The following is a 22,944-nucleotide window of genomic DNA, read 5'->3' as shown; positions in this document are numbered from 1 at the left end:
GGCACGGCGGGCGTAGCTTTCTTGGTGCAGGCTATGGTTCGAGGGGCGAACATGAACGATCCGCGGCGCTATGTGGTCATCGGCGGGGGACTGGCGGGATTGGCGTCCGCGGTCTGGCTGGCCGAGGCCGGGAAACAGGTCACGCTCCTGGAACGGCGCGGACGCCTCGGCGGCCGCACCCACGCGCTGGAGGTCGCACCGCTGCGCGACATCCCCGACAACGGCCAGCACGTGATCGCCAGCGGCTACGAGCATCTGTTCCGATACCTGACCAGCGTAGGCACCCGCCAGTACGTGACCTTCCCGCAGCAGGGCGTCCTGCGCTGGCCGGGCGGACGCACCGCGATCATGGGCACCACCGGTTTTCCCGCGCTGCGGGCCCTGTTCGGCGCGCATCCCGACGCGAGCACCGGCGACCGGCTGCGCGCGGCCACGGCCACCCTCCGGATGGGGTGGCAGTGCCTGCGTCAGCCCGGTGATCTGGCCGACCTCACCACCGACCAGTGGTTCCGGCGGCTCGGCATGCCCGCCACCGCGCGGGAGGCGCTGTGGGATTGGCTGGCGCTGGGCATCGCCGCCGAACCGGTGCGGCAGGAGTCTGCCAAGGTGTTCGCCGACGTGCTGGCCACCGGAATCCGGCTGGGCGTCAGGCATTTGCGGCCCGTCAGCATCGGCTATCCCACCACCGACCTCGACACCCTGCTCGTCTCCGGCGCGCAGCGGGTGTTCGACCGGTACGGGGTACAGGTGCGACACCGGGCGGTGGCCAGGCGCATTCGCATCGAGGACGGCGCGGTGACCGGTGTGGTGCTGGCCGGCGGCGAGGTGCAGCCCGCCGACGCGGTGGTGTGCGCGGTGCCCAACTCCTACCTCGGCGGCCTGCTCGACGAGCTACCCGAGCACGACCGGATCTATTCTGCCGCCGACAAACTCGGCTACACCCCGATCGTCAGCACGAACCTGTACCTCGATCGCCCACTCGGCACCGAGGCCGCCATGGAGGCGCTCATCGGCGGGGCGGGCGTCGTCGACGAGGTGTTCGACCGGCAGCGCATGCACGGGCGCGGCACCCTCGACGGCTGGCTGTACTGCCTGACCACCAGCGGCGCCTACGAGCAGATCCACCAGCCGCACCACGCGGTGGTGGACGAGCAGATGGCGCTGCTGCGGCGCTACTACCCCGACGCCGCGGACGCGAAAGTGGTGCACGCACAGGTGGTTCCGATGCCGCGGGCCACGTTCTCTCAGGTGGTCGGGACCGATGGGCTGCGGCCGGGGCAGCGCACCTCGGTGCCGACGCTGGTGCTGGCGGGGGATTGGACCCGAACCGACTGGTCGGCCACGATGGAGAGTGCCGCCCAGAGCGCCGCGAAGGCCGTGGATCTGCTGCTGGCCCTGCCCGCCGCCCGCCGCGTCGACCAAGCGGTTTGATTACTCGCGTTCTGCTCGCACCGGCGGCTCCCGGAAGAAGTTCAGGATCAGCCGCGTGATGTCGGCCAGGAACCGCTCACGGGGAATGGGCGGAGCGTCGAGCAGGTAGCGGATGGTCAGATGCTCGACCGTGCGCACCAGCATCCAGGCCACGGCATCGGCGTCCGCCTCGGCCGGAATCGGATACGGCCGCAGGGACAGCGCCACCCGGGCCAGCTCACCGATCTGCTGCTCGAAGGAACCGGCGCACCCTCGTCGACGTGATCGCCGCCCGCGTCGGCATCCGCGGCACACCCTTCGACCACCACGACACCTCCGCCGAAGCCGCCCACTGCCCGGTCCGATCGCTCAACCCTGCGTCCCGGCAATGCTCAGGTACACGACCATGATCGTGAACAGAAACCACGCCGCCCCCTGCCAGATCGGCCACGCCCGTTCCGCCCGCCATGCCCGGAACGCGATCACCAACGCCCCGATCCCCCCGAACAGCAAGACCCCACCCGGCCCCAGCCCCACCACCACCCGCGAGGTGCCATCACACAGGCTCGACCCGGCATTCAGGCACGCAGGCCGCGCCGCCGCCCAAACCAGCACGACGACCGCGACCACTGCGGTCCCGCCGAGCACGGCCAGCACATAGGTGGTCGCATGCCGCAACATCGAGGGATCATTCCACCGCTTCTCCACGTCGTTCACCATGACCACACCACCTCCGCTCAGCGCCCGATCCGCATCCGCCGGTACCACCATGGTCGTCCTGCCCGCCACCCCCTGCCATGCCGAACACCACCGCGTCGTACCCCCTGACTTCCACCGGATACCGTACTTATGCGCGCAAGCCTCATCGAATGCCGCGCACCCCACTTCCCGGCCACTCGTTTCGACACGCCCTCGAACACCGAACCGGGAGTGCAACGTTCCGTTCGGCGGGCACTCGATGACGACCCGAAACGCATCGACCAGCACGGCGGCCGGGATGCGTTCGATGCGGCGGAATTCGTATCGGTGCAGCCCGATTGATTCCACCGCCTGCTGCGTCGGGCGCTTCGTGGCGCCATGAGGTCGTGGCCGACCCGCCTGCGTCGGAAGGATGCGGAGTCCGTGTTCAGCGAGCGTCGGCGGCGAGGCCCAGGCCCAGGCCGACGAGGACGGCGGCGAGGGTGCGTTCGATGCGGCGGCGGATTCCGGTGCGGCGCAGCCAGGTTCCGGCTCGGTCGGCGGCGAGGACGACGCCGATGCACCAGGTGGTGTCGATCGCGAGCTGGATGACGGCCAGGATCAGGACCGTGGGGAGGACCGGGCCGCTCGCGGGTAGGAATTGGGGGAGGATCGTCAGGCCGAAGACCGCGGCCTTCGGATTGGCGGCAATGGAGATCAGCGATGCCCGGAAGGCGGAGGCCGGGGTGCGGCCGCCGGGCAGGGCCGAGGTCAGCGCGGCGCCGAAGGCGTCGTCGCCCCGCGATCCGCGCCAGGCCTGGATGCCGAGCCACACCAGCACGACCGCCCCGAGCAGATGGATGCCCACATTCAGCGCCCGGTTGGCCACCAGCAGTGCCGACAGCCCCGCGCCGCCCGCCAGCGTCCAGCCGAAGATGCCGATCTCATTGCCCGCCACCGCCGCCAGCCCGGCGGCCCGGCCGTCCCGCACCGACCGCTGCAGGAACAGCGCGGTCGCCGGACCCGGCAGCGCAGCCAGAATCAAACAGGCGAGCGTGAAGGCGGGAAGTACTTCGATCCAATGCGGCATCCGTCGATGCTGTCACCGCCGCCCGAGCCCGGCCAGCGGATTCCGCCGCACGAGCCGACTTCGCACCCCCAACCGGCGAGTCTTGCCACGACACGCCATCATTCGCCCAACCGGACCCCGATCCTCGCCTGCCGCCTGCCGCCTGCCATGCTCCAGCGCCCGCCACCTCGTCCCTCAGAACATTCGGCCTGACGCGCCGCTTCGGGGCATAAAGGCCTGCTGTACCGCCTCGGGCCCGGGCGGATCGCCACGCAGAGGCGCGGACGAAGAGTCAGCTTTGCGAAGTGGCCGGTGCGCTGACCGTCTCGGAGAGGTAGTCCTGTCCGCCGACATACACCGTGTGGCCGGGCGGGGTTTCGAGGGTGGTGGCGTTGGCGACGGCGGTCGCGAAGTCCTCGACGGTCGGCAGGTCGCCCTGGTCGCGCCGCGCGGTGACGGCATCGGGGTCCCGGCGTTCGAGCAGGCGCACGATGATGGTGCCGTCGATCATGTCGCCCGACACCACGGTGAAACCGATAGCGCGGCTGATGAATTCGCCGGTCATGGCCCGCAGGGCGTCCTCACCGGCGCGCTTGCTCGCGGCGATGGGCTCGTAGCCGGGCGGGACCTCGCGGGTGGGGGAGAAGTGGGCCTGGTGGCTGGTGACGAAGACGATGTGACCGCCCTCGGGTAGATGCGGCAGCGCGAGCCGGGTCAGGCGAGTCTGCGCGTCGCGGTTGAGGAGCATGGCGTAGCCGGGGGCGGCGTCGCGTTCCAATCCGCCGGAGGCGTTGAGCACCAGCACATCCAGCCGGCCGAACTCGGCGATCACCGTGTCGATGAGGGACCGCGCGCTGTCCGGGTCGGCGATATCCGCCCCCGCCACCGACGCGCTGCCGCCCGCGGCGGCGATCTCGGCGGCCAGGGTCTCCGCGCGTTTGCGCTTCTCGCGGTAGTTGATCACCACGTGGTCACCGCGGGCGGCCAGCACCCGCGCGGTTTCCGCGCCGATGCCGCGGGAGGCCCCGGTGATCAGGACGATGCGCCGCCCGGTATCCGTTGTCGCCATCTGCGACCTCCATCCAGTGAGTTGCTTCTAATACAGAAGCACTATATTGGTACTTCGAAATGAGAAGCGCAAGTCAGCCACCCCCCGCCAACAGCCGCGCCGATGCCTCCGCGACCCCGCTACTGGCCGCCATGGAGCTGCTCGGCCAGCGCTGGATGCTGCGCGTGATCTGGGAACTCGAGCCCGGCCCGCTCGGCTTCCTGGAACTGCGCCGGCGCATGGGCAACTGCTCGTCGAGCATGCTGTCGGTGCGACTGCAGCGGCTGGTGGAATCGGGTGTGGTGGACAAGAAGCCGGACAAGTCCTACGAATTGACCACTGCCGGAATGGAATTGGGCGACGCCCTGGAACGGGTTTGGCGGTGGTCGGAGCGCTGGGCAGGTAGCCTCGAGCGCGCAGGGGGCGAGGACGAGACGTAGGAACGGAATGAAACGCAGGCTGCTCATCGGCGGCGTCCTCACGCTGGTGGTGCTGGCCCTGATCTCCGTCGGGTTGTACACCCTGATGAACTCACGCACCTACCAGGTCGCCGGTCGCATCGTGCCGCGCGTCGACACCACCGACAAGATCGTCGCCCTCACCCTCGACGACGGCCCCGGCGAGCGCACCCCCGAGATCCTGAAAACCCTTGCCGACGCGGGCATTCCGGCCACCTTCTATCTCATCGGCAGCGAACTGGCCGCCCACCCCGACCAGGGCCGGGCCATCGCCGCCTCCGGCAATGAGATCGGCAATCACACCTACCACCACCAGCGCATGATCTTCGTGACCCCCGGCTTCGTCCGCGACGAAGTGGAGCGCACCGACGCCGAGATCGCGAAAACCGGCTACCGGGGGCCGATCACGTTCCGGCCGCCCAACGGCAAGAAGCTCTTCGCCCTGCCCTGGTACCTGTCCCGCCACGATCGCATCACGGTCACCTGGGACGTCGAGCCCGACTCCGGCAAGGCGCCGTCCACCGACCAGATCGTGGCGGAGACCCTGTCGAAGGTGCGCCCGGGCTCGATCATCCTGCTGCACACCATGTATGCGACCGGCGGGACCTCGCTCGCCGCCATTCCCCGCATCGCCCGGGCGCTGCAGGATCAGGGCTACCGCTTCGTCACGGTCTCCCAGCTGCTCGCGCGCTAGCGCTCAGGCCGCGTCGCCGGATCCGGTGATACCGCGCCGGATCTCACCGGGCGTGTGCTCCTCCCGCGGCATGGCCCGCGCGTGCGAGGAACGCAGCTGCCACGGCACACTGGTCACCATCACCCCCGGCTCGAACAGCAACCGTGCCTTGAGCCGCAGCGAACTCTGGTTGTGCAGCAGGTTCTCCCACCAGCGCCCGACCACGTACTCGGGGATGAACACGCTCACCACATCGCGTGGCCGCGACTTCCGCTGGCGTTTGATCTCTTCCAGCACCGGCCGGGTGATTTCGCGATACGGCGATTCGATGACCTTCAGCGGAATCCCGACCTGGTAGATCTCCCAGTCCCGGGCGAGGTGGCGGGTGTCGGCGTCGTCCACGTTCACGGTCACCGCGGTCAGGGTGTCGGGCCTGGTGGCGCGCGCGAACTGCACCGCGCGCTGGGTCGCCTTGTGCCAGCCCGACACCAGCACCAGCGCGTGCACCCGCCCCGGCAGCGTCTCCAGATCGTCCCGGTCGATCTCCAGTTCGGCCCGCACCGACGAGTAGTGCCGGTGGATCAGCCACATGATCGCCACCAGCACCGGCATGGCAATGACCACCAGGTAGGCGCCATGGGTGAATTTGGTGATCATGACGACCACCAGCACCACCCCGGTGAAGCAGGCGCCGAAGGCATTGATGAAGCGCGCCCGGTGGATTCGCAGGCGCTCGACCCGGCTGTCGGCGGTGCGCAGCTCCTTGTTCCAATGCCTGACCATGCCCGTCTGGCACAGTGTGAACGACGTGAACACGCCCATGATGTAGAGCTGGATGAGTCGGGTGGTGGACCCGTCGAAGGCGTAGATGAGCCCGCCGGCCACCACCGCCAGCAGAATGATGCCGTTGGAGAAGGCCAGCCGATCGCCGCGGGTGTGCAGCTGCCGCGGCATGTAGCGCCGCTGCGCCAGGATCGAATTCAGCAGCGGGAAGCCGTTGTAGGCGGTGTTGGCGGCGAGGATCAGGATCAGCGCCGTGGTCACCATCAGGTAGTAGAAGGCGACGCTGTGCCCGCCGAACACCGCGGCCGAGATCTGCGCGATGACGGTCTTCTGCGCGTCGGTCCGGCAGTCGCCCTCGAATCCGATGAGATCGCAGGTATTTTCGACCACCCGGGTCTTGGTGATCATGGTCAGCGCCGTGACGCCCGAGAACATGGCGATGGCGATGACGCCCATGGCGGTCATGGTGCGGGCGGCATTGAGCGCCTTGGGCTTCCGGAACGCGGGCACCCCGTTCGAGATGGCCTCGGCGCCGGTCAGCGCGGTACATCCGGAGGAGAACGCCCGCAGCAGCAGGAACGCCACGCCCGCGGTCGAGAGCCCGACCTGCTCGGCGTGAATCTGATAGTGCGCGCTCTCCGCCACCGGCGTGTGCCCGAGCAGTGTCTGGCCCAGCCCCACCACGATGAGCGCGAACACGCCGAGAACGAATCCGTAGGTGGGAATCGCGAAAGCCCGCCCGGATTCCCGCACGCCGCGCAGATTCATGGCGGTCAGGAAAACGATGAATGCGAGATTGACGGCCACCCGGTACGGATTCAGATCCGGAATGGCGGAAATGATGTTGTCCACTCCGGCGGCCACCGATACCGCGACGGTCATGACATAGTCGACCAGCAGTGCCGCCGCTACGACCAGGCCGGGCAGCGCCCCCAGGTTCTCGGCCACCACCTCGTAGGAGCCGCCGCCGGACGGATACGCCTGCACCACCTGCCGATACGACAGCGCCACCACGGCCAGCAGCACCACCACGCCCGCGGCCACCACCGGGGTGAAATGGAGGTAGGCCAGCCCGCCCAGGGTCAGAATGAGCAGGATCTCCTGTGTGGCGTAGGCGACCGACGACAGTGGGTCACTGGCGAAAATAGGCAGCGCGAGTCGTTTGGGCAGCAGGGTCTCCCCGAGCCGATCGCTGCGAAACGGGCGTCCGAGCACGAGTCGTTTGGCTACGTCGATCGGTGAAACCACGCTCGGAGCCTAGGGCGGAAAACCGCATGAATCGGAACCCCATGCCGTATGGATTTCGTAAAGATACTGAACAGTCCGGTGCTTTCTCTTGCGAGTTCCAGACTTGTGCAGTTGATCGAACAACCACCTAGACTGTCTGGGACGTAGTCGAGGATTTATGGAGAGGTGACACGATGGGAGACCGGACGGTCGTCGCCGACGTTGCCGACGAGTTGGCACGCCGTGTGGCATCCGGGGAGTACGAGCCCGGTGGTCTGATGCCGTCCGTCCGCCAGGTCGCCGACGAATTCGACCTGAATCGTGCGACGGCGCAATTGATTCTGGGCCGCCTCGAATCCTACGGATTCGTGGACGCGTACCGCGGCAAGGGGTTCGTCATCCGGGATGTGCGCGCCGAGGGCGGCGTCGATGTGTACGGCCGGCTGTTCCGGCTGTCCATGCCGGATCCGGAGATCGCCGCCGACATGTTCGGCAATATCGTCGACGAGGAACGCGGCATCGCGCTCGAGGCGCTGCTCGCGTACACCGGCGGCGAGCGCGCCCTCGATCCGGCGGTCCTCAAGGACGAGATCGACGAACTGGAAACCCTTGCGCGCGGCGCGGACCCGGATCCGCACCGCATGCTGAGCATCGAGCTCGGGCTGCTGCGCCGGCTGCTCACCACGCTCGGGCACACGGTGCAGCGCGCGGTGCTCAACTCCATCGGCGAGATGGTGCTGGAGGTGCCGGAGGCGGTGGAGGCCTACTTCGCGGTCTCGCCGGATCTGCACGTGCTGGTGTGGCGGGCGCTGGTCGCGGTGTGGGAGTCCGACAGCGGGCCGAGTCAGGCGCAGCTGGCGCTGTTCGAGGATCTGTTCGGCATGTACCACCGGAAGGTGGTGGCGCGCTTCGAGGAACTGGTCGGCGCGGCCGGGGCCGAGTCGGCCGGCGAGGTGGCCGCGACCGCCTGAAGGGCTGGACCGACCCGATCACGTCCGTTTCAAATCCGACGGGTCGGTTTCGTCTCAGACAACCCCGCTTGGCAGAAATTATTGCCCGATCACGGCGTTCATGATGGTGCCCGCGCTCGTCGCGACAATGCCGCCGATGAGCGCGCCCGCGACCTGCTTGGGCGCCTGCACCGCGCCGCCGCTCCACTTCTCCCAGGCGAAGCGGCCACCGGCGTAGGTGATGGCCAGCACCCCGGAGAGCAGCACGAACCAGGTGAAATACCGGACCAGGCGCAGCAGCTTGTCGGCCGCCGGCGGCGTCTCGGGAGTCGGATCGAAGATCTGCGCGTGCTGAAGCTGAGTCAGCAACTCGTGGGCGGCAGTTGGAAACATCTCGGCGCTCTTCCAGGTGATGGCATGTCCATCTCCGGGGTACTCGCCGGACACGGTGCCGCGCAAGGGAAGTCGCGCTTCGATCAGTCATCGGGCGTGGACACGCGAAAGCAATAGTGCGCCCGCCCGGCGCACTCAGTCCACGTCGTTGTCCGCGGACAGATAGGCGATGGCCGCCAGATACTGCCGGCACGCGAAGTGCTGATCGTGCGCGCGCAGGATGGTGCGGGCCTGACGATAGGTGAGGGTGCGTGGTTCGACCGCGCAATCACCGGGACTATCGTTGCGAGCTGCAACATCGGTGGAACGGACGAGCATCTGCGTCATGGGATGCCTCTGGCCGATTGGGGGATGATCCACTGAGTTTAGGAGCTCGGATCGTGCAGATGCAAGCACATCTGCACGCTCGAATCCGGTGTCTCCCTGGGTGCGACCCGGTTTCCCCGCGGCCGCGGCCCGGTATCTCCGCGGGTGCGAACCGATGTCGCCACGGGTCTCGAATCCGCTGTCCCCGCAGGATAATCCGCTGCCCTCGCGGAATGTCGGTGTCACGTGACTTTTCGGACGGCGAGTTCCGGAGTAATCGGACGAACGGGACCAGCTAGCCGGGATTGTCTGAAATCCTTCGCAACTTCGCTTGGCTTTTCGGTGAACCAAGATCAAACCTGTTGTGTTGCAAAGGATGTGCCGCTCCGAGGCATCGATAGCGAGCAATCAGCGTGCTATCGTCGTGCTTGCGGTTGCAACTGTAAGTACACCTGATCGAACATTTGCAAGTACTGGGACCACCGTCTGCGGGCGGTACTGGCAAGGAGTCTGAAATGACGGACATCTCGGCAACCCCGATCGATCGCTCGAACCTGTTGTGGCGCAAGAGCACGTTCAGCAATCCCAGCGGTAACTGCGTGGAGATGGCTCCCATGGCCGATGGGCAAGTGGCCGTTCGCAACTCCCGAGACCCCGAGGGCGCGCTGATCGTGTACACGCGGCCCGAGATCGACGCGTTCCTGCGCGGCGCGAAGAGTGGAGAATTCGACGACCTCGCGCGCTGAGCGGTAGCATTGGCAATCGGCGCGGTGGTTCGCGACAAGCGGTTGTGAGTCCACTGCCGGCAAACCCGAGCATCGGAGTGGACCCCATGATCGCAGAACCCGTTGCCCACGATCGGGCGGATTCCGCTGTCGCCGAACGTGGCCCGACTGCACTGCGTATCGCGGTCGGCAGCCAGCTACGGAAGCTGAGGGAACTCAGCGGTATTACGCGCGAGGCCGCGGGTGACCACATCCGCGGTTCGCACGCGAAGATCAGTCGTCTGGAACTGGGGCGGACCGGATTCAAGGAGCGCGATATCCGGGATCTGTTGGCGCTGTACGGCGTTGACGATCCCGGTGAGCGCGAGCAGTTCCTCGAACTGGTCCGCAAGGCGAATCAGCCGGGATGGTGGCATCGCTACAGCGACCTGCTGCCGCCCTGGTTCGAAACCTATCTCGGCCTCGAGCACGCGGCGAAATCCATTCGTACCTATGAGGGTCAGCTGGTCCCGGGTCTGCTGCAGACCCCGGACTACGCTCGCTCGATCGTCGCCCTCGGGCACGATGCGGATGGAGAGCGCCGCGTCTCGCTGCGCCGGCGCCGCCAGGAGCTACTCACCCGCGACGGCGCGCCGAGTTTCTGGGCCGTGCTGGACGAGGCTGTGCTGCACCGTCCCGTGGGCGGTCCCGGCGTGCTGCGCGGCCAGATCGAGCACCTCATCGAGATGTCCAAATTGCCCAATGTGACCATCCAGGTGCTGCCCTACGCGGCGGGTGGCCATGCGGCTGCGGGAAGTTCGTTCACCATGCTCCGCTTCGCCGAGACCGAACTCCCCGACATCGTCTACCTCGAGCAGTTGACCAGCGCGCTGTACCTGGATCGCCGCCAGGATCTGGAGCTCTACCGTCAGGTCATGGATCAGCTCAGCGTGCAGGCGGAGCCGCCGGAGCGCTCCCGCAAAGAGCTGGCGCGGATTGCTGCGGAGCTCGACTGAGCTCCGGGCTGGTCCCCAGCCGCGGACGGAACGTCCGTACACATGGATAAGGGGCCCCTCGCGGGGCCCCTATCAGCGTGCCGTCGACCTGACGAGTCGGCCTGCGGCACGGCCGGATTCGGATTACTGCCTGATGAAGCTGGAGGCGATGCGCCAGAACGCCTCCGGTTGCATACAGTGCAGATCCCAGTCGTTCACCATGGCGTGCGCCGTGGTGACGATCCGCTCGATGTCGAAATCATACCGAGTGGCCGCTCCAGTGGATTCGACCTGGCGGATGACGAAAGCGGTTGCCGTCTCACGTGAATAGGTTTGCTCCGGCTGACTTCTGTCGGCAAACCCGAGTCGGCTGAGGTTGATTGGCTGATTCATTCGAACGCCCCTGACGCCAGGCCGACGGCTAACCGTGGGCGAAGAATCGCCGGTGATTCACCGCTCGGCTCTCTGGTTGTCCCCTTATTGGTGCCTTGCACGATGAGTCTATGACCGTGCATTGCGCAGATGCAAGTACATCTGCAACATCGAATTCGCAGCGCCAGAGTACTTTTCGGTGTGCTATGAGTTTGCGAAACAAGGGTTGGCAAAAGGTTGCAACCGCCCCCAAACAGGGCTTTTCCAGTACTTCCGATCGAAAGTTCCGGCGAGAATGGACTGTTCCGATTTATCCAGGAATTAGCGGGAGATCAAACTCGGCCCTCCAGGTGCTCAAACTCTTCCCTGATGGGCGGAGTCTCGCCGCATCGCGGCTTTGAGCCGGCGATGTTCGATGATCATCAGGCCGATTCCGAAACGCAGACACACCGCGCCGGCGAGCCCGCACAGTGCGCTCCAGGTGAGTGCGCCGTAGCCGGCGGTCGTCAAAGTCAAAGCGATCGCGACGATTCCGGCCGCGGCCAGAATCGGTCCCGGGAGATTATGGGTGTCGTCGTAGGCGGGCGGAGTGACAGGCATCAACACTGTCCTTTCTCCCGGGGTATTGCGGAGCCGATAACAACCGGATACCCGGGCCGGTTCGGGCGAATCACACCGCTGTAGACCCGTGTTCACACCGGCCGTCGGTGATGCCCAGATCGTCCAGCAGGCCGAGGAACGCGCGCGCATAGGGCGAGGCCGCGGTTTCGGCCCGCACCCGCCCCCAATCGACCTGGGCACGCAATTCCCGCGCGATGTGCAGCAGCCGGGTGAAATCCAGCCGCTGTGGATTGGACACGGTCAGCTCGTCCACCAGGAAGTCCGCGACGGTCACCACGGGCGCGGCGATCGACCCGATGGGCAGCCGCTCCGCCCGCGCCAGCAGTTCATCGGTGACGGGACGATAGTTCGGGCGGAAGACCAGATCGACGCGAATATCGCGGTCGTACAGCGTGGTCCGCTCGGCGTCGGCGGCCGGCAGCGGCGGCCGCAGTCCCGCGGCGGCCAGCAGGCGCTGCCCGCGGGCCGCGTCCGCGGGCAGCAGCAGCACATCGACCTCGGAGTGCGGGCCGGTGACCGGCCCGCCGCGCGCATAGACCGCGCAGTCGCCGGTGAGCGCACAGGGAATGCCGTTGTCCTGCAGGACCTGCACGGTGCGCGTCAGGGTGCCGAGCAGCCGGTCGATGGTGCGGACCATAGCGATGGCGTACCCGTGGTCTCGCGGGCTAATCCGGAACCGCCGCCGGCCCGGCCCGCGGGCCCTGGATTGATACGGGTTTCACCCGTGTGTTAGGTCTGAAAAGAAGTGGATCGATCAACCTGAGTGGACGGAGCCGGTGCCGTGGTGGATGTGCCCGCGTATTTCGACGAGGTGGACGGCGGTTTCTTTCCGACGCCGTTCGCGGCCAGCCAGTGGTCCTCGGCGCAGGTGGTCGGCCCGGCCCTGACCGGCCTGCTGGCCCGCGAGCTCGAACGCGCGCACGCCACCGACGGGTTCGTGCCGGTGCGGCTGACCGTGGACCTGTTCAGCGCGGCGCGCTTCGAGCACACCACCACCCCGACCGTGCGGGTGCGCGACGGCCGCCGGATCCGGGTCGCGGACGTGAGCGTGGTGCAGGGCGGCACGGTGGCCGCGCGCGCCACCGCGGTGCTGCTGCAGCCCGCCGAGCAGCCGCCGGGGGAGCTGTGGCACCGGGAGCGGGAGCCGCAGCCGCCGTCACTGGAGATCGCGCCGCCCTCGCCGCTGCCGCAGACCCCGCTGTTCAACAGCGGGGAGGACTCGCCGGTGTGGAGCTCGATGCCCACCGAGCACGAGAACAACCTCCGGAAACGCACCTGGCAGAACCCGATCCGGGTGGTGACCGGCGAGGAGCTGACCCCGTTCGTGCGGGTCGGGGTGGTGGCCGAGGCCACCAGCATGATGACCAACTGGGGCGACAAGGGCATCGGGTTCATCAATACCGATATGACGCTGGGCCTTTCCCGCCAGCCCGAGGGCACTGAGATCGGCGTGCAGGCCGACAGCCATTTCAGCGAGCGCGGCCTGGCGGTCGGCGTCGCGACGCTGTTCGACCGGATCGGCTCCTTCGGCAGCTGCATGGTCACCTCGGTGTCCAATGCCGGTCGCCAGATCAGCAATGCGCAGCTGGACATGGTGATGCGCCGGAGGATGTGAAACACGACCCTCCGGGCACGGGCCGGTCTCGATGTGGCGTCGAACCGACAAGTCCGGAGTGCGGATCGGAGTGTCCCAGTAGGCTCGGGCGCGCGAGAGACCCGGGGCCGACTCGCACGAAGACAGTTCTGATCCGTGGGGGTGTTGTGCTGCGTCGCCTGCGAAATATCGCCGGTGCCTTGATGATCGGATGGTGCACGATCGTCGGTTACGGTGCCGCACCGGGATTCGCGCAAATACCCGACACCGGAGCACCGGCGATCCCACCCGGTCCGCCCGGAATCGCCCTGCCTTCACTGCCCGACATCCAGCACTGGATCGACAAGGTGATCCCCGCGCCGCCCCTGGCGCCGGCCCCGGCAGACTCGCCGCTGGTCGACACCGCCCAGCTGCCACCGGATTTGGCGGCGCTGCGGGCCGCGGCCATGCCCGCCGCCATCGGCGACTCCTTCGTCGACGACTGGCCCGACGGGCTCGACGACGTCGACCCGGGCGGCATCGTCGCGGTCCGCGACGTAACCGCCACGGCCGCACCCACACTGATCGTGCCCGTGCGGCAGGTACTGCAGCTGAAATACCGCACCAACGACTCTCACGACGAGCCCTCCTACGGGATCGCCAGTCTGGTACTGCCGGTGGGCGATTGGGCCGGGCCGGGGGAGCGGCCGGTGGTGGTCAACAACCTGCCCATCGACGCGCTGGGCCGCGACTGCAACCCCAGTTACACGCTCGCACACGGCTTCTCCCGGGCCTCCAACTTCACCGGGTACATCCTGCCCACCACCCAGCTGGCGCTGCTGCGCGGCTACGCGGTGCTGATCACCGACCACGAGGGCCCGCGCATGGCCTACGCCGAGCCCATCGTGGCCGGGCACGCCATCCTCGACGCCATTCGCGCGGTCCGCGATCAGCTGCCGGATGAGCTGGGCGACAGCAGGTTCGGCATGATCGGCTACTCCGGCGGGGCAATCGCCACCAATGGCGCGGTGAAGCTCATGTCCGAGTACGCGCCCGAGCTGGCCGACGTGGTGGTCGGCGCGGCCCTGGGCGGGGTGCCCGCGGACTTCAGCCTGCTGGCGCACTCCATGAACGCCAATCTGGCCTCGGGGGTGTTCCTGAGCGCGGTCTTCGGGATCGGCCGCGAGCGGCCCGAAATCCTGGCCCGCATGAACCATCTGGGGCAGTGGGCGGCGGTGTCGGCGCTCAACAGCCAGTGCAGTGAGGTCTTCGCGGTGCCGGGCGTGCTGCAGCTGCCCATCGACGTCGCGGCGAACATCCCGGACCCGCTGGACAGCGATCTGGCGCACGAGATCTACCGCATCACCCGCATGGACGGTAGGAAATCGCCTGTGCCGCTGTTCATCTTCAACGGCGAGCAGGAGTTCTGGGTACCCGCCGTGGGCGCGAAGAACCTCTACCAGGAACAGTGCGCACTCGGCGTGCCGGCGGTCTACCGCAGTGTGTTCGGCGAACATTTCATCGCCGCGGCCACCGGCTATCCGGAATCGCTGAGCTGGCTGGACCAGCGCCTGCAGGGTGTGCCCGCGCCCAACGAATGTTGACCGCGGGCAACGGTTCTCAGATCGGGAACAGGTTGTGCTTGCGCGGGTTGTGCTTGCGGACAGCGTCCTTCTCGCGCAGCAGGCGCAGCGCCTTGCGAATCTCGAGGCGGGTGGCCGACGGCTCGATGACCGCGTCGATGTAACCACGCTCGGCCGCCACCCACGGGTTGTCGATGAGCGCGTTGTAGAAGTCCACCATCTGCTGGCGCACGGTCTCGCGCTGCTCGGGCGGGGTGGCGGCGAGGGTCTTCTTACCGGTGACGGTGACCATGCCGTCCGCGCCGATCACCGCGATGCGGGCGGTCGGCCACGCCAGGTTGATGTCGACGCCGAGCTGCTTGCAGCCCATGACCGCGTACCCGCCGCCGTACGCCTTGCGGGTCACGATGGTGACGATCGGCACCGTGGCCTCGATGAGCGCGCGGAACATACGGCCGCCGCGCTTGATGACGCCGTTGCGCTCCTCCTCGAGACCCGGCAGCACACCGGGGGTGTCGACCACGTAGACGAGCGGGATGTTGAAGGCGTCGCACAGCCGGATGAAGTACGCGCCCTTGTCCGAGCAGGCCGCGTCGAGCGCACCGCCCAGCACCATCGGCTGATTGGCGATGACACCGACCGGCCGGCCGTCCACGCGGGCGAACCCGGTGATGAGGTTCTGCGCGGCGGCCTCGCCGATCTCGAGGAACCCGCCGTCGTCGAAGATGCGCAGCAGCACCTCGTGCATGTCGTAGCCCTGGCGATCCGAATCCGGGATGATCCGGTCCAGTTCGCGATCGGAGTCGGTGAGCTCGGGCTCCAGGCCGGGGTTGATGATCGGCGGCTGCTCGAGGCAGCTGCTCGGCAGGTAGCTCAGGTAGTCGCGCGCCCACTGCAGGGCGTCGGCCTCGGTCCTGGCCACGTGGTGCAGCAGTCCGTTGCGGGCCTGGACGGCCGCGCCGCCCAGCTCCTCGGCGGAGATCTCCTCGCCGGTGATGCCCTTGATGACGTCGGGCCCGGTCACGAACATGTACGAGTCGTCGGTGGCGACCAGCACGTCCATGTTCACCGGCCCGTACACCGAACCGGCCGCGCACTTGCCGAACATGACCGCGACCATCGGCACGAAGCCGGACAGGTCCTCCTGCAGCCGGCACATGGTGGCGTACCAGGCCAGCGCCGTGACGCCCTCCTGGATGCGCGCGCCGCCGGAGTCGTTGATCACGACCACCGGGCACGCGTTGTTGTACGCGAATTCCATAGCGATCCGGACGCGGCGGCCGAAGGTCTCGCCTACCGAGCCGCCCTGCACTCCGGAGTCGTGGGAGATCACCACGACCGGGCGGCCGTCGACGGTGCCGCGCCCGGTGACCACGCCGTCGCCGTAGAGGGCATTCGGCTGGCCGGGCGAGCGCATGAGCGCGCCCATCTCGACGAAGCTGCCCGGGTCCAGCAGCATCGTGACGCGTTCTCGGGCGCTGCCGACGCCTTTGGCAAGACGCTTCTGGATGCCCTTCTCGCCGGTGGGTTCTTCGGCGATCTCCAGGAGCTTGCGCAGTTCTGCCAGCTTTTCCGCTGTACCCGTCATTACCTCTGTCTTGCCTTTCCGCCAACAGTCAGAGTGGGCCCGATCGCGCCCGTGTCGAGCCGGATCGCGACTCGACCGACCACGGTACCGTGCGGTGTGGACCAGAAACTACTGAACGTGTCGGTAACCTGTGCCGCGGTGTTAGCAATGTCAGCGATACACTGCGGCGCGTGAGCTCACCTATGACTGTGCGAGCGGGGACGCCCGAGGTGATCCGGCCCGACCTCGACACCTTCGGGTTCTCGGAATGGCGGCGAACCGCCGTGGTCGGTGTGGTACTGGGCGGCTCGGTCGTGGGCAGCGTGCTGCGCGGCGGCCTGCGTCCCGCCAAGCGCAAGCGTGCCGCGGCCGAGGGCCTGGTGAACGGTTTCGAGACGCTCGGCCCGATGTTCGTGAAGCTGGGCCAGCTCATCGCGTCCTCGCCGGGCGCGTTCCCGCGCGAGCTGGCCGATGCCTGCCTGCGCTGCCTCGACGACGTGCCGCCCTTTCCGGCCGCGGACGCCCGCGCCATCATCGAGGCCGATCTGGGCAAGCCGATCTCGGAGCTGTTCCGCGAGTTCGACGACGAGCCGCTGTCGGCGGCCTCCATCGCACAGGTGCACGCGTGCGTGCTCGCCGATGGCCGGCCTGCCGTGGTGAAGGTGCAGCGGCCCGAGATCGCCCGCCGCATGATCGTGGATCTGCGCGCGGCCATGCGGCTGGCCCGGACCCTGGAGAAGCGGTCGGAGAACGCCCGCGTCGCCAATGCGCAGGCGGTGGTGCGGGATCTGTACGAGGCGACCGTCGCCGAGCTGAACTTCCTCATCGAGGCCGACAACCAGACCCGCGCCCGCGACCATCTGACGGCCTTCGGCGACAACACCAATGTGGCCGTGCCCGAGGTGTATTGGGAATACTGCGCACCCCGGGTGCTGTGCATGGAACGCATGCGCGGCATGCCCCTCGACCGTTTCGACGATATCCGCGCGTCGCACCCCGAGCCGGAGCTGCTGATCCGCCGCTTGGTGAAGGCGTGGATGGAATCGGTCGCGGTGCACGGCCTCTTCCACGGTGACGTGCACGCCGGCAACCTCTGGCTGCTCGACGACGGCCGGGTCGCCATGCTCGATTTCGGCATCGTCGGCCGGATGGGGTCCGAGTGGCGCGAGTTCGTGCGCGCTCTGTTCTACGCCAGCTCCATCGACAACGACTTCCGACCGGTCGCCCGCGCCCTGCGCGCACTGGATCTGGTCGCCGACGACAGCGGTGACGACGCCACCATCGGCCGCCAGCTCGCCGTGGCCCTGGGGCCGGTGCTCTCGGGCAGCCTCGACAAGCTCGACCTCGGCGTGGTCACGGCCCGCCTGCTGGAATTCGGCAAGCGCCGCGGCACCTCGGGCCCGCAGCAGCTGGTCATGATGGGCAAGCAGCTTGGCTACTTCGAGCGCTACGCGGTGGCCCTGGCCCCCGGTTGGAAGCTCGGCCGCGACCTGTACCTGTTCCGCAATATCTTCCCCGCGGAAGTGGCCGCCAAGGCCGCCGAGGACGGCGTCACCCTCCCCACCGACTGACAGCGGCACCCGCGGGCGTGGTCAGCGCGCTGTCGGTGGCTCGTCAGCGGCGGGCGTCATTGTTCTCCTCGTAGCCGGAAACACCTGCTCCGGCACCGGAACAAGGAGAACAACGATGTCGAACAACAACGTCCTCGCCGAGATGATCGCGGGCCGGCTGGACCAGGCCCGGACCCGGGCCGAGCAGAGTGTGCGGGCCGCGTCGGTGGCCCGGGCGCGCGCCGGGCAGCAGCCGTTCCCGCGGCCCGGCAGGGCCGAGGTGAAAGAGGTGCGCGCGGAGGCGCGGGCGCAGGCGAAGCGCATGGTCGCGGAGCTGACCGCAAAGGCGTGCGGGCCGGCCGGGACGGCGTACGGCCGCGCTGTGAAAGCCTGAGAGAAGAGCCAGGAAACGCTCAGGCTACGACCAGCATCGCCCGGCACTGTGGATGACGGAAACAGTGTCGGGCGAGCGCGTGAGGTGCGGAATGGTCGAAATCGAGGTCACCGGAACCACTGTGACGGTGCGGGTCACCGGCGCTCACCGGCTGCTCGCGCTGCGTGATCACGTGAGCTTCGACCTGTCGCAGGTCACCGCCCTCGCGCCCGCGCCGGTGGATCTGCGGCCGCCGTGGGTGCGGGCGCCGGGTACGTTCTTCCCGGGCGTGATCGCCGCCGGGATCTTCCGGGGCAAGGGCCGGAAAGAGTTCTGGGATACGCGTTTCGACGGTCAGGGCGTGCTGATCGATCTGGCGGGGTCGGAGATCACCCGCCTGGTCGTGGATGTTGCTGATCCGCAGCTCGCATTGCGGCAGCTCTCCTCGGCGATTGCGGCCTGATCGGGCGACGGCGGCCGGAGTCGATCTCGGCGGCTGCATTCCCCGGGGCCGATGCCGCTCGTGCCGAAAGCCTTTCTCGCGTGGCGGAAGCCTTTCGCGTGGCTACGGCACGAGGCGAGCCGGAGTGGACGGGTGGACGGGCGCGAGAATGTCAGGCAGTCGGGCAGAGGAATCCACCGGCGGGTGGCGGGACCGGAACGATCCTTTCCGGCGCCGGTGCCGCCGGGACATTGCCGGCGGGAACTGAGGAGTGGGGAGCCCCTGCTCCGGGGTCGGGCGTCCCGATGTCACCCGAACCCCACGCCGCGGAGGGGTTCATGGTGAAGACAGCTGCACAAACGAATGCACTGACGAGCAGGCCAATGGCTTTCTTTCGTGTCATGGAATGCGACGGTACAACCAGCTCAATGCAATTCGTGGGAGGCTACGTCGCCTCGGAATGTCGCCGACCTGCTGATCATGTGTTCAGGATTATGAATTCGGCTGCGGCACAAAAAGACTGATCGGTCGGAATAGATCGTTTTCAATCTACTGGTTTATGGGCCGTACCAGCGCACATTTCGATGACGAACTGGCGTGTCTGCGGGAGATTTGCCCGATTCTATTGTTCACTACCCGGGTTGTCCGACCGGGAGGAAGCCGAATGACCGCTGGGCCGGGTTCGAGGATTGCCATCGCGGGGGCGCTCACGCTGGCCCTTTCCGCCGCACTGACCGCCACCGCGCCCTCCGGTGTCGCCGCGGGATCGTGCGGGGCGAGCCTCGGGGACTATCGCGGTGAGTACACCGCGGCGGAGGACTCCACGAATGTGCTGAGTTTCGACGGCACGGGCGGCATCGCTTTCCGCAGTGCCAGGCTCGGCAACGGTGAGGGCATGTACACGGTCATTCCGTCCGGTGGATTCACGGCCACTCTACGTCTGACCGACAGCGGCGAGGATGTCGCGCGGCCGGGCAATCAGACGGCGATGGTGAAGAGTACGGCGTTCATCTGTCCGGGGCCCGGGACTGTGGTCGGGAATTTCAATTCGCTCGATCAGAGCGGTCGGCGATTCAACTATGTGCGGTCGATCTGAATAGTTATGTCCGCTGTGGGACATGGGTTTTCGGAGTTCGGAACGAAATGGCGTCACCGGCGGACGAATCGGAGAGTCACCAGCTGAAAAGGCCGCAGTCGCAATCGAATTCCCCGGCCCTCCGGCGTCGCGGTCGTCTCACCGGGCAGCGGTCGCTCCAGCAGGTCGCAGCAGTGGTGGCCGGTGGTCGCGAACTCGGGGGTCAGCAGCGCCGAGGCGCGGCCGCCGCCCGCCTCGTAGACGCGCACGATCACATCGCCGGATCCGTCGTCGGCGAGTTTGACGGCGCTGGTCACCACATCGTCGTTGTCGATGGTGACCAGCGGGGCGACCGGTTCGGCGACGCCGGGTGTGAAGGGCGGCAGGTTGATTCGGTATCCAGCCCGGACCGCATCGGTGATCGATGCGCCCGGGACAAGGGCGTGGCGGAACTGGTGGGTGCCCTGGTCGGTCCGGGGGTCGGGGAATCGCGGCGCACGCAGCAGGGAGGCGCGCACGGTGACGGTGGCGCCCCCGTCCGGCCGGACCGTGCGGGTGAGGTCGTGGCCGTAGGTGGAGTCGTTGACCAGGGCCACGCCCCAGCCGGGTTCCGCCAGGTGGATGAACCGGTGATTGCACGCCTCGAACTTGGCGTACTCCCAGCTGGTATTGGTGTGGGTGGGGCGGAAGAGGTGACCGAACTGGGTTTCCGACGCGTAGCGGTCGGCGTGAATGTCCAGGGGGAACGCGAGTTTGAGGAATTTCTCCGTCTCGTGCCAGTCGACGGAGGTGGCGATCTCCAGGGCCGGGTCGTTCGATCGCAGGGTGAGGGTCTGCTCGACGGTCGAGGACCCGAAGGACCGCCCGAGGCGAACCGCGACCGCTGCCGGTGAATCCGTCTCCGCCGCAAGGAAGTCGATGCCGGCCAGGTCGGTGACGCTGTTGCGGTAGAAGCGATCGACATCCCAGGCGTCCCACGAGTTGGGGTAATCCTGGTGCAGCTGCAGCAGGTTCGCGGCCGCCCCGGGCGGCAGGGTCTCGCGGTCGTGCTCGATGTCGTACAGCGACACCAGCAGTCCGCGCGCGTCCACCTCGGCCCGCACCAGGCCGTTCGCCAGCACGAACCCGCCGCCGGTCCGCTCGGTCACGGTGCAGTCCCGGCCCGGCTCCTCGGCCGCCGCGCCACCGGCGGGAATTCCGCGCCAGGCGTGTGGCGCCGGATTGAAGACGTTCGGCCCTGACCGTTCACCGCCCAGGGCCCACTGCGCGCGTTCGATGATCGCCGACAGCTCGGCGGCGACCTCGGTGTAGGTGCGCTCGGCCTCCCGATGCACCCACGCGATCGAGGAGCCCGGCAGAATGTCGTGGAACTGGTGCAGCAGTACGGTTTTCCAGAGCCGGTCCAGCTCGGCGGCGGGGTACTCGAACCCGGTCCGCACGGCCGCGGTGGCGGCCCACAGCTCGGCCTCGCTCAGCAGATGCTCACTGCGCCGATTGCCCTGCTTGGTCCTGGCCTGGCTGGTCAGGGTCGCGCGATGTAGCTCCAGGTACAGCTCGCCCACCCACACCGCCGGATTCGGGTATTCGGCCTCGGCCGCGGCGAAGAAGTCGGCGGGCCGGTCCCACCGGACCGTGGGCGCGCCCTCGAGATCGCGCATGCGGGCGGCCTTGGCGACCATCTCGCGGGTGGTTCCGCCGCCGCCGTCACCCCACCCGGTCGGTGCGAGTGACCGGGTCGCCCGCCCCTTCTCCTTGAAATTCCGTGCCGCATGGGCGATCTCGCGGCCCTGCATCGAGCAGTTGTAGGTGTCGACGGGCGGGAAGTGGGTGAAGATGCGGGTCCCGTCGATGCCCTCCCACAGGAAGGTGTGGTGCGGGAACCGGTTGGTCTGGCTCCACGAGATCTTCTGGGTCAGCAGCCATCGGGAGCCCGCGGCCTTGATGATCTGCGGCAGCCCGGCCGCGAAGCCGAAGGTGTCGGGCAGCCAGGCCTCCTCGTTCTCGATGCCGAACTCCGCGAGGAAGAACCGTTTGCCGTGCACGAACTGCCGCGCCATGGCCTCGGAACCCGGCATGTTGGTGTCCGACTCCACCCACATGCCGCCGGCCGGTACGAACCGCCCCTCGGCCACCGCCGCCTTGACTCGCGCGTAGATCTCGGGCCGGTGCTGTTTGAGGAAGTCGTATTGCGCCGCTTGGGACATGGTGAAGATGAAGTCGGGGTCGTCGTCGAGCAGGGCGGTCATGGAGGCGGCGGTCCGCGCGACCTTGCGCACCGTCTCGCGCAACGGCCACAGCCAGGCCGTGTCGATGTGCGCGTGCCCGACCGCGGAGATGCGGTGTGCCGAGGGGACGGCGGGCTGGGCCAGCGCCTCGGCCAGGCAGGCGCGGGCGGCGCTCGCACCCGCGTTCACGTGCTGGAGGTCGATGGCGTCGAGCGCGCGCTCGATGGCCTGCACGATGTCGTAGCGCCGCGCGGGATCCTCCGGCATCTCGTGCATGAGTTCCCCGAGCACCTCGAGGTCCTGCACCAGCTGCCAGACCTCCTCGTCGAACACCGCGAGATCCATGCGGCCCAAACGGTATTGGGGTTCGGTCCCGGCGGTTTCCCGATCGCCGAGCGCGGTCGGCCCGAAGAACGGGATAACCGGATTGGACGCCGCCTCCACATGCAGCAGCACCTGCTCGCCCCCGGCCGCGGGCGCCGCCACGCGTACCCACCGATTCCGCGGATGCAGCCCCTTCACCGGCGTCCCGTCGGCGCGATATACCAGGCCCTCGCATTGAAATCCGGTCATGCCCTGGTCGAACCCGAGATCGATGATCGCCTCGACGGTCCGGCCGGCCCAGCTCGGCGGCACCGTCCCTTCGACGGTGAGCCAGCTGGTGCCCCACGGCGCACCCCAGCGGGCGCCCGGCCCGGTCGGCGTCCGGGGCGCGGCCAGCCCCTCGGCGACCGGCACCGGTTCGCCCGGCGCCGCCCAGATCGAGGCCCGCAGTGGCACCGACTCCGGATAGACGGCGGGGACGATGCGGTCGAGCACGCGCCCGAGTCTGTCTTCGATCAACCGGCGGTCATCGTGCATGTCGGTGG

24 protein-coding genes are annotated in these 22,944 nt (G+C 67.9%); 12 read left to right on the top strand and 12 right to left on the bottom strand.

Features of this window, described 5'->3' with window-relative positions:
• Positions 1-33 precede the first annotated feature (33 nt).
• Entirely contained in the window at positions 34-1,431 is a 1,398-nt protein-coding gene (locus ACFXKA_RS31510; RefSeq protein WP_379430073.1) for an FAD-dependent oxidoreductase, read from the top strand.
• Here ACFXKA_RS31510 and ACFXKA_RS31505 read toward each other — a convergent pair whose 3' ends face one another.
• The 4 genes from ACFXKA_RS31505 to ACFXKA_RS31490 form a co-directional block, all read right to left on the bottom strand.
• Positions 1,432-1,638 (bottom strand): hypothetical protein, encoded by a 207-nt coding sequence (locus tag ACFXKA_RS31505; protein ID WP_379430072.1) that lies wholly within the window; start codon positions 1,636-1,638, stop codon positions 1,432-1,434.
• A 141-nt stretch (positions 1,639-1,779) separates the two neighbouring features.
• On the bottom strand, positions 1,780-2,130 hold the full coding sequence (locus tag ACFXKA_RS31500; RefSeq protein ID WP_354849816.1) for a hypothetical protein: 351 nt from the start codon (positions 2,128-2,130) through the stop codon (positions 1,780-1,782).
• 406 nt (positions 2,131-2,536) lie between these two features.
• On the bottom strand, positions 2,537-3,178 hold the full coding sequence (locus ACFXKA_RS31495) for a LysE family translocator (RefSeq protein ID WP_379430071.1): 642 nt from the start codon (positions 3,176-3,178) through the stop codon (positions 2,537-2,539).
• Between the two features lie 271 nt (positions 3,179-3,449).
• A complete protein-coding gene (locus ACFXKA_RS31490; protein ID WP_379430070.1) occupies positions 3,450-4,226 on the bottom strand; it encodes an SDR family oxidoreductase in 777 nt (258 codons plus the stop codon).
• Positions 4,227-4,285: 59 nt separating this feature from the next.
• Here ACFXKA_RS31490 and ACFXKA_RS31485 point away from each other — a divergent pair, with 59 nt between their 5' ends.
• Together ACFXKA_RS31485 and ACFXKA_RS31480 are read left to right on the top strand one after the other, a co-directional pair.
• Positions 4,286-4,645 (top strand): winged helix-turn-helix transcriptional regulator, encoded by a 360-nt coding sequence (locus ACFXKA_RS31485; RefSeq protein WP_379430069.1) that lies wholly within the window; start codon positions 4,286-4,288, stop codon positions 4,643-4,645.
• Between the two features lie 7 nt (positions 4,646-4,652).
• The gene (locus tag ACFXKA_RS31480; protein ID WP_379430068.1) at positions 4,653-5,357 is read left to right on the top strand and encodes a polysaccharide deacetylase family protein; all 705 of its coding nucleotides are present in this window, start codon (positions 4,653-4,655) and stop codon (positions 5,355-5,357) included.
• A 3-nt stretch (positions 5,358-5,360) separates the two neighbouring features.
• On the opposite strand, the gene ACFXKA_RS31475 is transcribed toward ACFXKA_RS31480, so the two are convergent.
• Complete coding sequence (locus ACFXKA_RS31475; protein ID WP_379430067.1) at positions 5,361-7,367, bottom strand: APC family permease; 2,007 nt, start codon at positions 7,365-7,367, stop codon at positions 5,361-5,363.
• 173 nt (positions 7,368-7,540) lie between these two features.
• On the opposite strand from ACFXKA_RS31475, the gene ACFXKA_RS31470 reads away from it, so the two are divergent.
• A complete protein-coding gene (locus ACFXKA_RS31470) occupies positions 7,541-8,317 on the top strand; it encodes a GntR family transcriptional regulator (protein ID WP_379430066.1) in 777 nt (258 codons plus the stop codon).
• 78 nt (positions 8,318-8,395) lie between these two features.
• On the opposite strand, the gene ACFXKA_RS31465 is transcribed toward ACFXKA_RS31470, so the two are convergent.
• Both ACFXKA_RS31465 and ACFXKA_RS31460 read right to left on the bottom strand, forming a co-directional pair.
• Entirely contained in the window at positions 8,396-8,689 is a 294-nt protein-coding gene (locus tag ACFXKA_RS31465; RefSeq protein ID WP_379430065.1) for a hypothetical protein, read from the bottom strand.
• Between the two features lie 135 nt (positions 8,690-8,824).
• Complete coding sequence (locus ACFXKA_RS31460) at positions 8,825-9,016, bottom strand: hypothetical protein (protein ID WP_354849841.1); 192 nt, start codon at positions 9,014-9,016, stop codon at positions 8,825-8,827.
• Between the two features lie 494 nt (positions 9,017-9,510).
• Between ACFXKA_RS31460 and ACFXKA_RS31455 the strand changes: the two genes are divergently transcribed.
• Both ACFXKA_RS31455 and ACFXKA_RS31450 read left to right on the top strand, forming a co-directional pair.
• On the top strand, positions 9,511-9,741 hold the full coding sequence (locus tag ACFXKA_RS31455; protein WP_354849842.1) for a DUF397 domain-containing protein: 231 nt from the start codon (positions 9,511-9,513) through the stop codon (positions 9,739-9,741).
• Positions 9,742-9,827: 86 nt separating this feature from the next.
• Positions 9,828-10,715 (top strand): helix-turn-helix transcriptional regulator, encoded by an 888-nt coding sequence (locus ACFXKA_RS31450; RefSeq protein WP_354849846.1) that lies wholly within the window; start codon positions 9,828-9,830, stop codon positions 10,713-10,715.
• 123 nt (positions 10,716-10,838) lie between these two features.
• Here the strand turns inward: ACFXKA_RS31450 and ACFXKA_RS31445 are convergent, their stop codons facing one another.
• From ACFXKA_RS31445 to ACFXKA_RS31435, 3 genes are all read right to left on the bottom strand, one after another.
• Positions 10,839-11,087: a hypothetical protein gene (locus ACFXKA_RS31445; protein ID WP_354849849.1), complete on the bottom strand. Its 249-nt coding sequence runs from the start codon at positions 11,085-11,087 to the stop codon at positions 10,839-10,841.
• Positions 11,088-11,420: 333 nt separating this feature from the next.
• The gene (locus ACFXKA_RS31440; RefSeq protein ID WP_354849852.1) at positions 11,421-11,666 is read right to left on the bottom strand and encodes a hypothetical protein; all 246 of its coding nucleotides are present in this window, start codon (positions 11,664-11,666) and stop codon (positions 11,421-11,423) included.
• 70 nt (positions 11,667-11,736) lie between these two features.
• Positions 11,737-12,324, bottom strand: a complete 588-nt coding sequence (locus tag ACFXKA_RS31435; protein WP_379430064.1) for a hypothetical protein — start codon at positions 12,322-12,324, stop codon at positions 11,737-11,739.
• 144 nt (positions 12,325-12,468) lie between these two features.
• Here ACFXKA_RS31435 and ACFXKA_RS31430 point away from each other — a divergent pair, with 144 nt between their 5' ends.
• Both ACFXKA_RS31430 and ACFXKA_RS31425 read left to right on the top strand, forming a co-directional pair.
• Complete coding sequence (locus ACFXKA_RS31430; RefSeq protein ID WP_354849857.1) at positions 12,469-13,302, top strand: acyl-CoA thioesterase domain-containing protein; 834 nt, start codon at positions 12,469-12,471, stop codon at positions 13,300-13,302.
• A gap of 182 nt (positions 13,303-13,484) precedes the next feature.
• Positions 13,485-14,864, top strand: coding sequence for a lipase family protein (locus ACFXKA_RS31425; RefSeq protein ID WP_379430114.1), 1,380 nt, complete (start codon positions 13,485-13,487; stop codon positions 14,862-14,864).
• A gap of 16 nt (positions 14,865-14,880) precedes the next feature.
• Here ACFXKA_RS31425 and ACFXKA_RS31420 read toward each other — a convergent pair whose 3' ends face one another.
• A complete protein-coding gene (locus tag ACFXKA_RS31420) occupies positions 14,881-16,431 on the bottom strand; it encodes an acyl-CoA carboxylase subunit beta (protein WP_379430063.1) in 1,551 nt (516 codons plus the stop codon).
• A 170-nt stretch (positions 16,432-16,601) separates the two neighbouring features.
• Here ACFXKA_RS31420 and ACFXKA_RS31415 point away from each other — a divergent pair, with 170 nt between their 5' ends.
• From ACFXKA_RS31415 to ACFXKA_RS31400, 4 genes are all read left to right on the top strand, one after another.
• On the top strand, positions 16,602-17,981 hold the full coding sequence (locus tag ACFXKA_RS31415) for an ABC1 kinase family protein (protein WP_379430062.1): 1,380 nt from the start codon (positions 16,602-16,604) through the stop codon (positions 17,979-17,981).
• Between the two features lie 115 nt (positions 17,982-18,096).
• Positions 18,097-18,354 (top strand): hypothetical protein, encoded by a 258-nt coding sequence (locus ACFXKA_RS31410; protein ID WP_379430061.1) that lies wholly within the window; start codon positions 18,097-18,099, stop codon positions 18,352-18,354.
• A 91-nt stretch (positions 18,355-18,445) separates the two neighbouring features.
• Complete coding sequence (locus tag ACFXKA_RS31405) at positions 18,446-18,796, top strand: hypothetical protein (RefSeq protein ID WP_379384847.1); 351 nt, start codon at positions 18,446-18,448, stop codon at positions 18,794-18,796.
• 643 nt (positions 18,797-19,439) lie between these two features.
• Positions 19,440-19,871 carry a hypothetical protein gene (locus tag ACFXKA_RS31400; protein ID WP_379430060.1) on the top strand — a complete coding sequence of 144 codons (432 nt, stop codon included), beginning with the start codon at positions 19,440-19,442 and terminating at the stop codon, positions 19,869-19,871.
• Between the two features lie 53 nt (positions 19,872-19,924).
• Here the strand turns inward: ACFXKA_RS31400 and ACFXKA_RS31395 are convergent, their stop codons facing one another.
• A complete protein-coding gene (locus ACFXKA_RS31395) occupies positions 19,925-22,936 on the bottom strand; it encodes an alpha-mannosidase (RefSeq protein ID WP_379430059.1) in 3,012 nt (1,003 codons plus the stop codon).
• Between the last annotated feature and the right edge of the window lie 8 nt (positions 22,937-22,944).

This window comes from Nocardia sp. NPDC059228 (genome assembly GCF_042754245.1).
Taxonomy (GTDB): Bacteria; Actinomycetota; Actinomycetes; order Mycobacteriales; family Mycobacteriaceae; genus Nocardia.
This window is presented reverse-complemented; position numbering and strand designations above follow the sequence as displayed.

Bases quoted from the DNA above. Each gene is read 5' to 3' on its own strand.
- ACFXKA_RS31460 (WP_354849841.1), bottom strand. From the start codon at position 9,016: ATGACGCAGATGCTCGTCCGTTCCACCGATGTTGCAGCTCGCAACGAT.
- ACFXKA_RS31395 (WP_379430059.1), bottom strand. From the start codon at position 22,936: ATGCACGATGACCGCCGGTTGATCGAAGACAGACTCGGGCGCGTGCTC.
- ACFXKA_RS31435 (WP_379430064.1), bottom strand. From the start codon at position 12,324: ATGGTCCGCACCATCGACCGGCTGCTCGGCACCCTGACGCGCACCGTG.
- ACFXKA_RS31400 (WP_379430060.1), top strand. From the start codon at position 19,440: ATGACCGCTGGGCCGGGTTCGAGGATTGCCATCGCGGGGGCGCTCACG.
- ACFXKA_RS31500 (WP_354849816.1), bottom strand. From the start codon at position 2,130: ATGGTGAACGACGTGGAGAAGCGGTGGAATGATCCCTCGATGTTGCGG.
- ACFXKA_RS31440 (WP_354849852.1), bottom strand. From the start codon at position 11,666: ATGCCTGTCACTCCGCCCGCCTACGACGACACCCATAATCTCCCGGGA.
- ACFXKA_RS31470 (WP_379430066.1), top strand. From the start codon at position 7,541: ATGGGAGACCGGACGGTCGTCGCCGACGTTGCCGACGAGTTGGCACGC.
- ACFXKA_RS31510 (WP_379430073.1), top strand. From the start codon at position 34: ATGGTTCGAGGGGCGAACATGAACGATCCGCGGCGCTATGTGGTCATC.
- ACFXKA_RS31455 (WP_354849842.1), top strand. From the start codon at position 9,511: ATGACGGACATCTCGGCAACCCCGATCGATCGCTCGAACCTGTTGTGG.
- ACFXKA_RS31450 (WP_354849846.1), top strand. From the start codon at position 9,828: ATGATCGCAGAACCCGTTGCCCACGATCGGGCGGATTCCGCTGTCGCC.
- ACFXKA_RS31425 (WP_379430114.1), top strand. From the start codon at position 13,485: ATGATCGGATGGTGCACGATCGTCGGTTACGGTGCCGCACCGGGATTC.
- ACFXKA_RS31480 (WP_379430068.1), top strand. From the start codon at position 4,653: ATGAAACGCAGGCTGCTCATCGGCGGCGTCCTCACGCTGGTGGTGCTG.
- ACFXKA_RS31445 (WP_354849849.1), bottom strand. From the start codon at position 11,087: ATGAATCAGCCAATCAACCTCAGCCGACTCGGGTTTGCCGACAGAAGT.
- ACFXKA_RS31465 (WP_379430065.1), bottom strand. From the start codon at position 8,689: ATGTTTCCAACTGCCGCCCACGAGTTGCTGACTCAGCTTCAGCACGCG.
- ACFXKA_RS31485 (WP_379430069.1), top strand. From the start codon at position 4,286: ATGAGAAGCGCAAGTCAGCCACCCCCCGCCAACAGCCGCGCCGATGCC.
- ACFXKA_RS31410 (WP_379430061.1), top strand. From the start codon at position 18,097: ATGTCGAACAACAACGTCCTCGCCGAGATGATCGCGGGCCGGCTGGAC.
- ACFXKA_RS31490 (WP_379430070.1), bottom strand. From the start codon at position 4,226: ATGGCGACAACGGATACCGGGCGGCGCATCGTCCTGATCACCGGGGCC.
- ACFXKA_RS31495 (WP_379430071.1), bottom strand. From the start codon at position 3,178: ATGCCGCATTGGATCGAAGTACTTCCCGCCTTCACGCTCGCCTGTTTG.
- ACFXKA_RS31420 (WP_379430063.1), bottom strand. From the start codon at position 16,431: ATGACGGGTACAGCGGAAAAGCTGGCAGAACTGCGCAAGCTCCTGGAG.
- ACFXKA_RS31405 (WP_379384847.1), top strand. From the start codon at position 18,446: ATGGTCGAAATCGAGGTCACCGGAACCACTGTGACGGTGCGGGTCACC.